This window comes from Amycolatopsis acidicola, from assembly GCF_007713735.2.
Lineage (GTDB): Bacteria > Actinomycetota > Actinomycetes > Mycobacteriales > Pseudonocardiaceae > Amycolatopsis_E > Amycolatopsis_E acidicola.
This window is the reverse complement of record NZ_VMNW02000025.1, coordinates 84,250-97,276: the sequence shown is the minus strand read 5'-3', so window position 1 is coordinate 97,276 and position 13,027 is coordinate 84,250. Positions and strand designations below refer to the sequence as shown.

Below are 13,027 nucleotides of genomic sequence, written 5' to 3'. Positions count from 1 at the left end.
GCCCCAAGCGCCCCAAGCCCCAGCCAGCAGTTCGAAGGAGCGCACCCGGTCAGCGTGGTCGTGGGTGATCGTGGTGACCAGTAGTTCGTCGGCGCCGGTGGCTGCCCGCAACGCTTCCAGCCGCTCGACGACGGTGTCCGCCGTGCCGACGAACTGGGTCGCGATCCGGTCCGCCACCAGTTCCTCGTCCTCGCCGGTCCACGGCAGCGCCCGCGCCTGTTCCGGGGTCGGGAACTCGATGGCGCCCCGGCCGCTGCGGATGCTGTGCACCCAGGCGGCGTACGGGCTCGCGAGTTCCCGTGCCACATCGGCGGTTTCGGCCACGACGACATCGGCGGAGACCAGCACTCGCGGCCGGGCCAGCCGGGCGGAGGGAACGAATGCCGACCGGTAGGCCTCGACCGCCTCCAGCACCGTGGACGGGCTCACGTGGTAGTTGGCCGTGAACGGGAGGCCGAGTTCCCCGGCGGCCCTGGCGCTTTCGCCCGCGCTGGAACCCAGCACCCAGACTTCGAGGTCCGCGTGCTCGGCTGGGGTCGCGTGTACCGGGCTGCCGTCGTGACCGCGGTAGGTGCCGTCCAGGAAATCCAGGATCGCCCGCACCTGCCCGGTGTAGCCGCCTTCGGCATCGTCACGGGCGCCCAGCAGGCGGTGCTGTTCCTCGAACCGGGCGGCGAACCGGGACCTGTCGAACTTCGCGCGCGGGCGCCCGGGAATCAGCAGTCCTCGCACGGTTTTCGGTTCGCCGGCGGGCTTTTCGGTGAACCGCTTCGCCAGTTCGTCCGCCCGGACGAAACCGGACCGGCCCAGCCCGAGGTCCACGCGCCCGGGATGCAACTGCGCGATGGTGCCGAACTGCTCCGCCACGCTCAGCGGCGAGTAGTAGCCGAGCAGAATCGCGCCGGAGCCGACGCGCAGCCGTGTGGTCGCCGCCGCGAGCGACGCGATGAGCACCGCCGGCGAGGCCGCGGCCACGCCGGGGACGAGGTGGTGCTCGGCGACCCAATACCTGTGGTATCCCAGCCGTTCGGCGTGCCGGGCGAGGTCGACCGAATTCCGCAGCGCGTCCGCCGCGGTCTGCCCGGTCACCACGGGCGCGAGATCCAGTACTGACAGCGGAACGCGTTCGGAGGCCACGTCGTCCCAGCATTCCCGGCCGGGAGACCGTTGTCGCGCCTTCCCGGCTTCTGGGAACAGGGAACCTTGTGTCTACAGTGGACACCACCGCGCGTTCGTGTCGCTATTCGGGCTGATAGGCGCGCAGGAACGTGTCCACGGCCGCGTTCGCCACGGCCCGCGTCTCGGCGGCCGACACCGTGCGGGTGCCCAGGTGGGACCGCGCCTCCATCGGCCCCGTGAGCAAGGCGAGGAACTGCTCCGCGGCGACGGACGGATCGCAGGAGCGCAGCCGCCCGGCCAGCGACAGCCGGGCCAGCCGGTCCGCCAGCGCCTCGCCGAGCCGGTGCGACGTGCGCTCCCGCACCACGTCGATCAGGTCCGGGAACCGGCTCGCCTGCGCGTAGGCGAGTGCACGCAGGGCACGGGAACGCTGGTCGCAGCACACCCGCAGCATCCGGTACGCCACATCCTCCATGGCCGCGCGCAGATCGTCCCCCGGATCACGCAGGCGGTCGGCGACCGCGAGGTTGTCCGCCATCACCGCGTCCGCCGCGGCCTCGACCGCGTGGCGAAGCAGGTTCTCCTTGTCGGACAGGTGGTTGTAGACGGTCGGCTTGGCGACCCCCGCCTCCTCCGCGATCTCCTGGACGCACGCCTGGTCGTAGCCCCGCCGGGCGAACACCGTGAACGCCGCGTCGAGGATGGCCTGCCGCTTGTCGATCCGCCCTCGGCCGGAAGTCACCGTCACGCCGCCATGCTATCCCACCTCCCGGTCGCGCTGAACCCGCGGGTTCACTTTCCTGGACTGGGATGCTAGCTTCCGAATGAGGACAACAAAATGAACCCACGGGTTCAATCTGCAAAGGGGAAGCCTTGATAGTCAACGTGTTGCGCTTCAGCTTCAAGGACGGCACGAGCGAGGAACGGAAAGCCGCGGTGCTGGCCAGGATGCGGCGGACCGCCAGCGTGGAATCGGTCTTGTTCGGCACCGTCGGCCGGGACATCGGTGACCCGGCCGACGGCTACACGCACGCCTATGTGGCCGGTGTCGCGGACCTGGTCGCGCTGGAGCGGTACCTGCATGACCCGGTCCACATCGAGGGCGATTTCGAGATTCTCCCGTACCTGGCGAAGCTGTCGCCGGTCCGCTTCACCGACGACGCCGATCCCGGCCTGGGGGAGAAGGTCGTGGCGCTACACCTGGCGAAGGTGGCGCAGTACCCGGAGTGGGGGAAACTGGTCGAATCGCTGTCAGGCGGACAGATCCCGGCGGACGCCTGACCCGTTCCCTGCGGCGCACCGCAGGTAGTCGGCGGAATCCTTCACGCGCCCACGGCGATTTCGGGGCTGGTGTGCGCGAAAAGCACCTGCCGCACGGCTTTGGTGGCGTGGGCGGCGATGAGTGGCTCCAGGCCCTGGCGCCGCCAGACGGTGAGGGACAGCGGGGTGGCGGTGGGCAGGTCGTTGCGCGCGATCAGGCCTTCGGGTGGCTGTCCGAACGTCGCGAGCAGCGCGACGCCCAACCCCGCGGCCGCGGCGGCGTGCACCCCGGCGAGCTGGGTGGCCTCAGCGCCGATCTCGGCGCGGATTCCGTGTCCCGCAAGCGTTTCCAGCGCGCTGGTGCGAAGCGCGCACGGGCCGTCGAAGGCGACGAGCGGGATGGGGCCGTCGGGGCGGGTCCAGTCCGGGGCGGAGTACCAGGCCAGTTCGAGCTCACCGACCGGCGTGGCGCGCGGGTCGTCGGACGCGCCGGGAATGAGCGCCAGATCCAGCCGTCCGGTGGCCAATGCTTCCCGAAGCGCTGTCCCGCGGTCGAGCCGGTAGCGGACTCGGTGGTCGGGGAGGGATTTCTCCAGTGCTCCCGAAAGCCGGGGGAGCAGCTGCGCGGCCGCGTGTTCGGTGGAGCCGATGGTGATCGTCTCCTGGTTTTCCACGCCGAAGCTGCGCAGGGCCTCGTCGTGCAGGGCGAGGATCCGCCGGGCGTAGCCGAGTAGCTGCTCGCCGTCGGCGGTGAAGCGTGACCGGCGCCCGTCTCGCTCGACCAGCTGTTTCCCGGTCGCCGCTTCCAAGCGCCGGGTGTGCTGGCTCACGGCGGCCTGGCTGAGGTGGAGATGCGTGGCGGCGCGCTGGAATCCGCCGCGGTCGGCGACCGCGACGAAACTGCGCAGCGGCACGATGTCCAGTAGCTGCTCCATGTCCGGGCAAGCTACAAGAGCATTCATCGCGGGCGGTAATGGATCCGCATCGTGAAACGTCGTTGGACACCCGGCCGCACCGCGCCGCATGCTCAAGGCCACGAAGCGGCGCGCACATCGACGTGCCCCGCGCTCCTCCCCCCTCGGTCTCACGCCGGCACGGAAGAAACGGATCATCATGTCCCGTCGTACGCTCAAGCTGGGCGAGGTTCTGCTGGGTGTCGGCGGGCCGGGCCAGCACAACACCTGGCTGGACCCCCGGATCCCGGCGAACGCCAGCGTGGACGTCAACTGGTATCTCGCCAGGGCCCGCGAAGCCGAGGCCGCGAAGTTCGATCTTGTGTTCATTGTGGACAGTCAGTTCATCACGGCGGACTCGCCGAACCACTATCTGAGCCGGCTGGAACCGCTCACGCTGCTGTCCGCGATCGCGGTGCACACCAGCCACATCGGCCTGGTCGGCACGCTGACGACCTCCTACAACGAGCCGTTCAACGTGGCCCGCCGCCTCTACTCGCTCGACCACATCAGCGGGGGCCGGGCCGGCTGGAACGTGGTCACCAGCGGCGACGCGGGCACCGCCGGCAACTACAGCCGCGACGAGCACTTCGACTACCCGACGCGCTACGGTCGCGCGCTCGAACACGTCGAGGTCGTGCGGGGTCTCTGGGATTCCTACGAGGCCGGCGCCTTCCCGCGCGACAAGGAGTCGGGCGTGTTCTTCGACCCTGACAAGCAGCACGCGCTCGGCCATCGTGGCGAGTACTTCTCCGTGGTAGGCCCGCTCAACCTGGAGCGCTCGCCGCAGGGCCAGCCGGTGATCTTCCAGGCGGGCAACTCCGAGGAGGGCCGCGACCTCGGCGCGAGCGTCGGCGAGGTGATCTTCACTCACGCCACGTCGCTGGCCGAGGCGAAGGCGTTCCGCACGGAGCTGCGTGAACGCGCCGCGGCGAAGGGGCGTGCCCCGGAGGGGCTGCTGACCTTGCCGGGGATCGGCGTCGTCATCGCCGACACCGACGAGGAGGCTCGCGCCAAGGAGGACGCGCTGCTCGGCGCCAAGAGCTTCGACCGTGCGCTGCGGGAGCTGGGCCGTCCGTTCGGCTGGCACGACTTCACCCGGTACGACTTGGACGCGCCGTTCCCGGATGTCGGCGACGCCGGCGCGCGCAGCTTCCGCACGCAGGCCGACGCGATCAAAAAACTCGCGCGGGACAACGCTTTCACCCTCCGCCAGGTCGTCGAGCACCTCCGCGAGTCGGCGCGGTCGCCGTTCGTCGGTTCACCGGAGACGGTGGCCGGCACCATCGAGCACTGGTTCGAAGAGGGCGGCCTCGACGGCCTCAACATCTCGGTGAACGCGGCGGAGGAGTTCGCGCTCTTCACCGGCCGGGTGCTGCCGATCCTCCGCGCGCGTGGGGTTGTGCGGAGCGACTACGAGTCCACCACGCTGCGCGGCAACCTCGGCCTGCCGGTCCCCGGAAACCGGCACACCGCGGCCCGCGCCATCGCCCCCTCGCCCGCTCTCGCTCCCTGAGCGCGCGGTCCCCATCCAGGAAGGCAGACATGTCCGTACGCATCACCGCCCGCCGTTCCCGCGGCGCGGCCGGAATCGCGCTCGCCGCCGCGCTCGCCGCTTCGCTCGTCGCGTGCGGTAGCGGTGGGGCGGCCACCGGCAGCGGGGGCACGCTCAAGTGGGCCAGCTCGTATTTCCCGACGCACTGGGATCCCGTGGTCGGTGGCAGCGGCGCCCAGTTCCGCGAGCTCGCGCTCACCTACGCGTCGCTGACCCGCACCGACGAGCAGGGCAACGCGGTGCCCGACCTGGCGCAAAGCTGGGACTACAACGCCGCGGGCGACCAGGTCACGTTCCACCTGCGGCCCGGGCTCAAGTTCAGCGACGGCGAGCCGGTGGACGGCGCGGCCGTCAAGGCGGCCATCGAGCGGGCGAAGACGCAGAAGAACTCGGCGCTGTTCGGTGATCTCACGTCCATCAAGTCGGTCACCGCGAACGGCCTGGACGCGGTCGTGCAGCTGACGCAGGTGGACTACCAGATCCCGCAGCTGCTGGGCGAGCGCGTGCTGCAGATCGCCAGCCCCAAGGCCGCGGCGGATCCGCAGAAGCTGGATCAGAACCCGGTGGGCGCGGGCCCGTTCACGCTCACCCAGCTGATCCCGGGCACCAAGGCCGTGCTCAAGAAGAACCCGGATTACTGGGACGCCAAGGACATCCACATCGACAGCGTGGAACTGACCTCGGCGCCCGACGTGTCGACCGTCGTTTCCGGGCTGCAGACGGGTGTCTACAACTTCGCCGACCTCGACCCGAGCCAGGCCGACGCGGCCAAGAAGGCCGGCCTCGACGTGTTCGTGCAGCCCGGTTTCAACGCCGACAACATCAGCCTGAACGTCAACAAGGCCCCGTTCGACAACGACAAGGTCGTCGACGCGGTGCGGTACGCGGTCAACCGGCAGGAGTTCGTCGACAAACTGACCTTCGGCTACGGCTCGGTGACCGACCAGCCCTTCCCGGAAGGCTACGTCGCCTATGACCCGCAGTCGAAGAACCGTTATCCCTACGACCCCGCGAAATCCCGGCAGCTGCTCGCCGAAGCCGGCTATCAGCCCGGGGCCATCAAGCTGGACCTGGTGATCCCCAAGGCCGACCCGGCGGCGGAGATCGTGCAGTCGCAGCTCGCCGCCGTCGGGATCACGGTCAACATCAAGATCGACAAGAACTGGGCGACGCCGTTCTTCGCCAAGGACCTGACCTTCTCCCTGTACGGCACCACCGGGCGTGACTCCGCCCTGCAGACCCTGACCGCCCACTTCGGGCCGAACGGCCCGCTGAACCTCAGCTCGCCGTATGAGCCGGCGGGTTTCGAGGACGCCGTGGCGAAGGTGCGCCAGACCCCGATCGACTCCCCGGACTACGCGTCGGTGCTGCAGGCCGCGACCCGCGCCGGTCTGCAGAGCAAGGCGCTGGTGTTCACCTATTCCGAGCCGAACCTGATCGCCAAGAACAAGTCGATCTCCGCGCTGCCGAAGAACCCGGCGCACATCGACTGGACGGGTGTGACGATCAGTGGCAGCTGAGACGCTCGCGCCAGCGGGCGCGGCCGGGTACGGCGGCGCCGTCGCGCTGACCCGGCTGCGCCGGACCGGCGGCCAGGTCCTCGTGACGCTCGCGCGGTCGATCGCGATCTTCGTGCCGGTGTTCTTCGTCGGTACCTTCGTGACCTTCGCCCTGCGCGCGCTGAGCGGGCTCAGCCCGGCGCGGATCCAGCTGGGCGAGGACGCGACCCCCGAGGCGATCCACAACATCGAAAGCCAGTGGGGGCTGGACCGGCCGTTCTTCGTCCAGTACTGGACGTGGTTCACCGGCGTGCTGCGCGGTGATCTCGGCACCAGCTGGACCAACGGGGCGAGCATCTCGACGCTGATCGGTCTCGTGCTCGGGGTGAGCCTGTCCGTGGCGCTCGTCGCGCTCGTGCTCGGCGTGCTGCTGGGTTTCGTCCTCGGCACCGTCGCCGCGCTGCGGCGCACCACCTGGATCGACCGCGCCATCACCGGGTTCGTCACGGTGGTGTCGGTGATGCCGGCGTTCGTGGTCGGCATCGCGCTCGTGGAGATCTTCGGGGTGTGGCTGCGCTGGCTGCCTTCGGGCGGCTACGCCGAGCTGGCCGAGGGCGTGGGTCCCTGGCTCGCCCACATCATCCTGCCCGCGCTCGCGCTGAGCCTCGACATCGTCGCGGACGTGGCGCGGCAGCTGCGCACCGGGCTGGTGGCGGCGTACCGCGAGAACTACGTCCTGGGCGCGCTGGTGCGCGGGCTGAGCCCACGCCGGATCTTCTTCCGGCACGTGCTGCGCAACGGCATGGGCCCGGCGCTGGCGGTGCTCGGCTACAAGTTCCCGGCGGTGGTCGGCGCGTCGATCGTCACCGAGTGGATCTTCGGGCTGCAGGGTTTCGGCCGGTTCGCCAACGACGCCGCGCAGGCCGGTGACGTGCCCGAGGTGCAGGGCGTGCTGGTCGTGTCGATCGCGATGGTCGTGACCTTCAACCTGATCGTCAACGTCGTCCTCGGCCGCGTCGCGCCGGCCGCCCGAAGGGAGATGTGACGTGGTACGGCGGATCTTCTCGCTCGCCTCGGGCCGCACGGCGTTCGTGATCCTGGCCGTGATCCTGCTGCTGGCGATCTTCGGGCCGTTGCTCGCCCCGCAGGATCCGCTCGCCACGAGCACCCTCACGCTGTCCGGGCCGTCGGGCGCTCACTGGCTGGGCACCGACAACCTCGGCCGCGACGTGTTCAGCAGGCTGCTCGCCGGCTCGCAGGTCAGCGTCCTCGGCTCACTCGAGGTCGCGCTGACGGCGCTCGTCGTCGGTGCGATCCCCGGCATCCTGTCGGTCTACCTCGGCCGGGTGTTCGAGTGGCTGACGCTGCGGCTCGCCGACACGCTCATCGCGCTGCCGTTCCTGCTGTTCGCCGTCGCGGTGACAGCGTTGCTGGGCAACGGAATCACGCAGGCGATGCTCGTCACCGGGGTGCTCGTCTCGCCGCTGTTCTACCGGGTCTCGCGCGCGGCGACGCTGGCGGTCGCGCGGTCGCAGTACGTCGAGGCGGCGCTGATCTCGGGCGCCTCGCTGAACTGGATCGTGCGGCGGCACGTGTGGCTCAAAGTGCTGCCGCCCATCGCGGTCGCGCTCGCGCAGACCGTCGGTGTCGGCTTCATCATCGTGTCCAGCCTGACCTTCCTCGGTATCGGCGTGCAGCCGCCGGCACCGACCTGGGGCGGCCTGCTGGCGAGCGATCTGGGCTACCTCAGCTACCAGCCCTGGGCCCCGTTCGCGCCCGCGCTGCTGATCGTGTTCACCGTGTGGGCCTGCAACCTGCTCGCCGACGCCATCCGTGACGTCTCGGGCGAGTCGGGACGGGCGCTGGCCAACGCCAGGAAGGTCCGGGCCCACCAGCTCGCCGCCGGAGGTACGTCATGACCAGCCTCGTCACCAGCCCGTCCGTCGCCGAGGTGACCGAGCCCGTGCTCGCGGTGCGCGAGGTGCGGGTGTCGAGCCAGGTGGAGCAACGCGAAATCGTGCGGGGCGTGAGCTTCGAGCTCACCCCGGGCAAGGTCGTCGGGATCGTCGGGGAGTCCGGCAGCGGGAAAACCCTGACCTGCCGGGCGATCCTGGGCGTCCTGCCGGAGCATTTCGAGATTTCCGGCGGCTCGGTGCACCTCGCGGGCGAAGACGTTTCGGCGCTCACGCCGGCGCGGTGGACGGCGCTGCGCGGTTCGACGATCAGCGCCGTGTTCCAGGATCCGGCGTCGTACCTGAACCCGTCGATCCCGGTGGGCCCGCAGATCGCCGAGGTCGTCCGGGTGAAGACCGGGCTGCGGCGCCGCCAGGCCCGCCGCCGCGCGCTCGACCTGCTCGCGGCGGTCCAGCTGCGCGAACCCGGGCAGGTTTACCACCAGTACGCCTTCGAACTCTCCGGCGGGATGCTGCAACGGATCCTGATCGCCGCGGCGATCGCCGCCGATCCGCGGGTACTCATCGCCGACGAGGCGACCACCGCGCTCGACGTCACGGTACAGGCGGAAATCCTCGACCTGCTGGCGGATCTGCGTGAGCAGACGGGACTCGCGCTGGTCGTCGTCTCCCACGACCTGGCCGTCGTCGCGCAGCTGTGCGACGAGGTGCTCGTCATGCGCGAGGGCGAAGTGGTCGAACAAGGTTCCACCGCGGACGTGCTCTACCGCCCCCGCCACGAGTACACCCGGCTGCTCATCGACGAGCACGACCAGTACGGGCTCGACAAGTTCCTGGACCGGGCGGAGGTTTCCCGGTGATCCTCGAGATCAGTGACCTTGAAGTCCACTATGGACAACGTCGCCGCCGTCGGCCCGCGCTTTCGGGAGTATCGCTGACGGTCGAGCGTGGCGAGGTCGTCGGGCTCATCGGTGAGACCGGGTCCGGCAAGTCCACCCTGGCCCGTGCGGTGCTCGGGCTGGTGAGCCTGTCGGCGGGCCGGATCGTCATCGACGGCGAGGACGTCACCGCCCACCGCGCGCGCCAATGGCGGTCGCTGCGCCGCCGCGGCGGGGTGCAGTACGTGTTCCAGGACCCGTTGCGCAGCCTCGATCCCGATGTGTCCGTTGTGGACTCCATCGCCGAACCGCTGCTGGTGCGCGGAGATTCCCGCGCGGAGGCGGAGAAACAGGCCCGCGCCTACCTTTCCCGGGTCCGGCTCGACGAGGAACTGGCCACGCGCCTGCCCGGTGAGCTCTCCGGCGGGCAGCGGCAGCGCGTCGCCGTCGCCCGCGCGCTCGTCACCGAGCCTCAGCTGGTGATCCTCGACGAGCCGGTCAGCGCACTGGATTCGGCCAACCGCGTGCAGATCCTGGAGATCGTCAAGGAACTGCGCGCCGCAGGCGTTTCGTTCGTGTTCATCTCCCACGACCTCGGCTCGGTCGCCGGGATCGCGGACCGCGTCGCGGTGCTGTACCGGGGTGAGCTGGTCGAGTTCGGCCCGGTGCGCGATGTCGTCAAGAACCCCGCGCACGCCTACACCCGCCTGCTGGTCAGCTCGGCGCCCACGCTCCGCACGGCCTCGGCCGGGCGCGCCGAGCGTGAAGCGCTGCGTTCGCTTCTCACAGCTGAAAGGAAGCCGACATGAGCCGCAAGATCCATCTCGCCCTGCACCCCTACGGAGTGGGCGGTCCCGGCCAGCACGGGCTCTGGAAGGACCCGGAGGTCGCGAAGAACGCCAGCATCGACATCGGCTACTACATCCAGCAGGCGCGGGCCGCCGAGCACGCGCTGTTCGACGCGCTGTTCATCGTGGACAGCCAGTTCATCAACGCGACCTACCCGGCGCACTACCTCAACCGGCTCGAACCGCTGACCCTGCTCTCGGCCGTGGCCACCCACACCCGGCACGTCGGGCTGGTCGGCACGGCGAGCTCGACCTACAACTCGCCGTTCAACCTGGCCCGGCGGTTCGGTTCGCTGGACCACATCAGCGGCGGCCGGGCCGGCTGGAACGTCGTCACCAGCTTCGACACGGGCACCAGCCGCAACTACGGCCTGGAAGAGCACCTGGACTACGCGACGCGCTACGGCCGCGCGCTCGAGGCGGTCCAGGTGATCCAGGGGCTGTGGGACTCCTATGAGGACGACGCCTTCCCGGCCGACGTGGAGCGCGGCGTGTTCCTCGACCCGGACAAGCTCCATGCGCTCAACCACGACGGCGAGCACTTCCGCGTCGACGGCCCGCTCAACCTTTCCCGTTCCCCGCAAGGACAACCCGTCATCTTCCAGGCCGGTGTGTCCGACGAGGGGCGCGACCTCGCGGCGAAGGTCGCCGAGGGCATTTACGCGCCCGGCGGCTCGTTCGAGGACGCGAAGGCCTACTACGCCGACATCAAGCGGCGTACCGCCGAAGCGGGCCGCGACCCCGAGCACATCAAGATCTTCATCCACGGCAGCCCGGTCGTGCGCGGCACCGACGCGGAAGCACAGCGCCGCGCGCGGGAAATCTCCGAAGAGGACAAGGATTTCGGCCGCAGCCTCGCCCTGCTCGGCCGGTCGTTCGGCGCCCACGACTTCAGCCAGTACGACCTGGACGCGCCGTTCCCCGACGTGGCGCACCTGGCGGAGCGGGGCGGGCGCACCGGCGCCACGAAGATCATCGAGAGGGCGCGGGCCGGCGGGCTCACCCTGCGGCAGGTGGCCGAGTCGATCGCGGAGTCCAAGCAGTCGCCGTTCGTCGGCGCGCCCGGCACGGTCGCCGACACCATCCAGCGCTGGTTCGAGGCCGGCACCTTCGACGGCATCAACCTCGCCTTCCGCAACAACACCGACCTGACGTGGTTCGTCGACTCGGTGGTGCCCTTGCTGCAGCGGCGGGGCCTGTTCCGCACCGAGTACGAAGGCACGACGCTGCGCGAAAACCTGGGCCTGCCGATCCCGGAGAACCGGTACACCCGCGAGCGCAACCTGGTGCAGGCGTGACCGCGGAGACCGGCGGCCGGGACGTGCACACGGTCCGCTTCCCGGACGCGGAGCCGCCGGAGCAGGTGGACGTGCTGATCGCCGGCGCGGGGCCGGTCGGGCTCGCGGCCGCGATCGAACTGCACGCGCGGGGCGTGCGCGTGGCCGTCGTCGACCAGGCCCGCGAGGCCACGCTGGTGCGGGCCGGGGCGATGGGGCACACGCCGCGTGTCGTCGAGCACTTCCGCCGATGGGGTGTGCTGCAAGCGATCCGGGCCGAATGGACCTTCCCGCCGGAGTGGAACCAGGGCATCCGCCTCGTCACCTCACTGACCGGCCACGAGCTCGTGCCGCACCAGCGACCGTCCTTCGGCGGCGCGGGCCGTGCGGGGGAGGAGGCGCTGCGCCGACCACAAAGCGCGCTGCAGCAAGTGTTCCTGCGCCACCTTGCCCGGCACGGCGTGCCCGTCGCGGGCGGCCACCGGGTCACGGAACTGAGTCAGCACAACGAAGGCGTGGATGTCGTCCTCGCGCCAGGGCGGATCGTGCGGGCGCGGTACGTGCTCGGCGCGGACGGCGGCCGCAGCACCGTGCGCCGGCTCGCCGGGATCGAACGGGAAGGCGAGCACGCCAGGGAAAAGCGGCTGCGGCTGGTCGTGCGCACCGGCGACATCTCCGACCGTGCCGGGCCCGCGCCCAGCGGCACCAACCTCGTGTTCAACCAGCGGGCGGACGGGTTCCTGGCCGCGATCAGCAGCCGCGAATGGCGGGTCTACGCGGGGCCGTACCCGCTCGACTACGAGCCGTCCGAAGCGGAGTTGCTGGACACGGCACGGGCGGCGTTCGGTTTCGACCTGGAGCTGGAACTGGCGTCGGCGACCACCTTCTACCACGCCACCCGGATCGCCGAGACGTTCCGCGCGGGCCGGGTGCTGCTCGCCGGCGACGCCGCGCACGTGCGTACCCCGGGCGGGAATCTCGGCGAGGGTTTCGGGGACGTGGCCAACCTGGGCTGGAAGCTGGCGGCCGTGCTCCAGGGCTCCGCGCCGGAGGCGTTGCTCGATTCCTACGACCAGGAACGACGGCGGCACAACTGGCGCATCGCCGACTTCGCGCTGGCACGCTCTCGCCGCAACCAGGCCGCGCTGGCCGACATCCGCCGGATCGGCGTGCCCGACGACGCGGACGTGAGCGCGGAGGCGCAACGGCGCCGCGCCGCCATCGGTGCCCGTCTCGTCCGGGACCGCGTCGGCGCCGACGGGGTCACGTTCGACGAGCGCTACGACGACTCCGCCGTGATCTGGTACGAGGACGGCCAACTCGACGCGGAACCACCGTGGCGCGCGGACGTCTACCAGGACGACCCGCGGCCGGGGCACCGCGCGCCGAACGGCGTCCTGGACCCGCACGGCACCACCTTGTACGACCGGATCGGCAACGGCTTCGCCCTGCTCGTGCTGTCGCCGGATCGCGCGCTGGAGCGGGAGTTGGCGGCCGAGGCGGCCGTCCGGGGGCTGCCGTTCACTCTCGTTCACCTCACGGATCCGCGTGCGCGGGAGGTTTATGGCGAGGGCATCGTGCTCGTCCGCCCGGACCAGCACGTGGCGTGGCGCGGCGGAGTTCTGCCTGCCGGCGGCGCGGCAGCGGTGTTCGAGCGGGTGCTCGGCGCCGGCCTGCCCGCCGAGCCCGCGGACGAGCTCGTGTCGGCGAGCGCGGGGGAGTGAC

12 protein-coding genes are annotated in these 13,027 nt (G+C 70.5%); 9 read left to right on the top strand and 3 right to left on the bottom strand.

Going from position 1 to position 13,027, the window contains the following annotated elements; genetic code table 11:
* A partial coding sequence (locus FPZ12_RS18715) for an LLM class flavin-dependent oxidoreductase (protein WP_150980402.1) occupies positions 1-1,137 on the bottom strand: 1,137 nt, incomplete at its 3' end.
* Positions 1,138-1,240: 103 nt separating this feature from the next.
* Positions 1,241-1,867: a TetR/AcrR family transcriptional regulator gene (locus FPZ12_RS18710; RefSeq protein WP_144762631.1), complete on the bottom strand. Its 627-nt coding sequence runs from the start codon at positions 1,865-1,867 to the stop codon at positions 1,241-1,243.
* 125 nt (positions 1,868-1,992) lie between these two features.
* On the opposite strand from FPZ12_RS18710, the gene FPZ12_RS18705 reads away from it, so the two are divergent.
* Positions 1,993-2,400 (top strand): Dabb family protein, encoded by a 408-nt coding sequence (locus tag FPZ12_RS18705; protein WP_144762628.1) that lies wholly within the window; start codon positions 1,993-1,995, stop codon positions 2,398-2,400.
* Between the two features lie 41 nt (positions 2,401-2,441).
* On the opposite strand, the gene FPZ12_RS18700 is transcribed toward FPZ12_RS18705, so the two are convergent.
* Complete coding sequence (locus tag FPZ12_RS18700) at positions 2,442-3,314, bottom strand: LysR substrate-binding domain-containing protein (RefSeq protein ID WP_150980400.1); 873 nt, start codon at positions 3,312-3,314, stop codon at positions 2,442-2,444.
* A gap of 178 nt (positions 3,315-3,492) precedes the next feature.
* Here FPZ12_RS18700 and FPZ12_RS18695 point away from each other — a divergent pair, with 178 nt between their 5' ends.
* Genes FPZ12_RS18695 through FPZ12_RS18660 form a run of 8 tightly spaced genes read left to right on the top strand, consistent with a single transcriptional unit; the run spans position 3,493 to position 13,026 of the window.
* Positions 3,493-4,848: an NtaA/DmoA family FMN-dependent monooxygenase gene (locus FPZ12_RS18695; RefSeq protein WP_144749105.1), complete on the top strand. Its 1,356-nt coding sequence runs from the start codon at positions 3,493-3,495 to the stop codon at positions 4,846-4,848.
* 29 nt (positions 4,849-4,877) lie between these two features.
* Positions 4,878-6,407 carry an ABC transporter substrate-binding protein gene (locus FPZ12_RS18690; RefSeq protein WP_144749104.1) on the top strand — a complete coding sequence of 510 codons (1,530 nt, stop codon included), beginning with the start codon at positions 4,878-4,880 and terminating at the stop codon, positions 6,405-6,407.
* Positions 6,397-7,431 (top strand): ABC transporter permease, encoded by a 1,035-nt coding sequence (locus tag FPZ12_RS18685; protein WP_208025900.1) that lies wholly within the window; start codon positions 6,397-6,399, stop codon positions 7,429-7,431. Before FPZ12_RS18690 ends, FPZ12_RS18685 begins: the two co-directional genes overlap by 11 nt.
* A gap of 1 nt (position 7,432) precedes the next feature.
* Positions 7,433-8,305, top strand: a complete 873-nt coding sequence (locus FPZ12_RS18680) for an ABC transporter permease (RefSeq protein WP_144749103.1) — start codon at positions 7,433-7,435, stop codon at positions 8,303-8,305.
* A complete protein-coding gene (locus FPZ12_RS18675) occupies positions 8,302-9,159 on the top strand; it encodes an ABC transporter ATP-binding protein (RefSeq protein ID WP_144749102.1) in 858 nt (285 codons plus the stop codon). Before FPZ12_RS18680 ends, FPZ12_RS18675 begins: the two co-directional genes overlap by 4 nt.
* Positions 9,156-9,986: an ABC transporter ATP-binding protein gene (locus FPZ12_RS18670; RefSeq protein WP_144749101.1), complete on the top strand. Its 831-nt coding sequence runs from the start codon at positions 9,156-9,158 to the stop codon at positions 9,984-9,986. The genes FPZ12_RS18675 and FPZ12_RS18670 overlap by 4 nt, the downstream gene beginning before the upstream one ends.
* A complete protein-coding gene (locus FPZ12_RS18665; RefSeq protein WP_144749100.1) occupies positions 9,983-11,323 on the top strand; it encodes an LLM class flavin-dependent oxidoreductase in 1,341 nt (446 codons plus the stop codon). The genes FPZ12_RS18670 and FPZ12_RS18665 overlap by 4 nt, the downstream gene beginning before the upstream one ends.
* Positions 11,320-13,026 (top strand): FAD-dependent monooxygenase, encoded by a 1,707-nt coding sequence (locus FPZ12_RS18660; RefSeq protein WP_144749099.1) that lies wholly within the window; start codon positions 11,320-11,322, stop codon positions 13,024-13,026. The genes FPZ12_RS18665 and FPZ12_RS18660 overlap by 4 nt, the downstream gene beginning before the upstream one ends.
* The last annotated feature ends 1 nt before the right edge of the window (position 13,027 follow it).

Excerpts from the sequence above, each read along its gene's own strand:
- FPZ12_RS18700 (WP_150980400.1), bottom strand. The coding sequence starts at position 3,314 with ATGGAGCAGCTACTGGACATCGTGCCGCTGCGCAGTTTCGTCGCGGTC.
- FPZ12_RS18695 (WP_144749105.1), top strand. The coding sequence starts at position 3,493 with ATGTCCCGTCGTACGCTCAAGCTGGGCGAGGTTCTGCTGGGTGTCGGC.
- FPZ12_RS18690 (WP_144749104.1), top strand. The coding sequence starts at position 4,878 with ATGTCCGTACGCATCACCGCCCGCCGTTCCCGCGGCGCGGCCGGAATC.
- FPZ12_RS18675 (WP_144749102.1), top strand. The coding sequence starts at position 8,302 with ATGACCAGCCTCGTCACCAGCCCGTCCGTCGCCGAGGTGACCGAGCCC.
- FPZ12_RS18665 (WP_144749100.1), top strand. The coding sequence starts at position 9,983 with ATGAGCCGCAAGATCCATCTCGCCCTGCACCCCTACGGAGTGGGCGGT.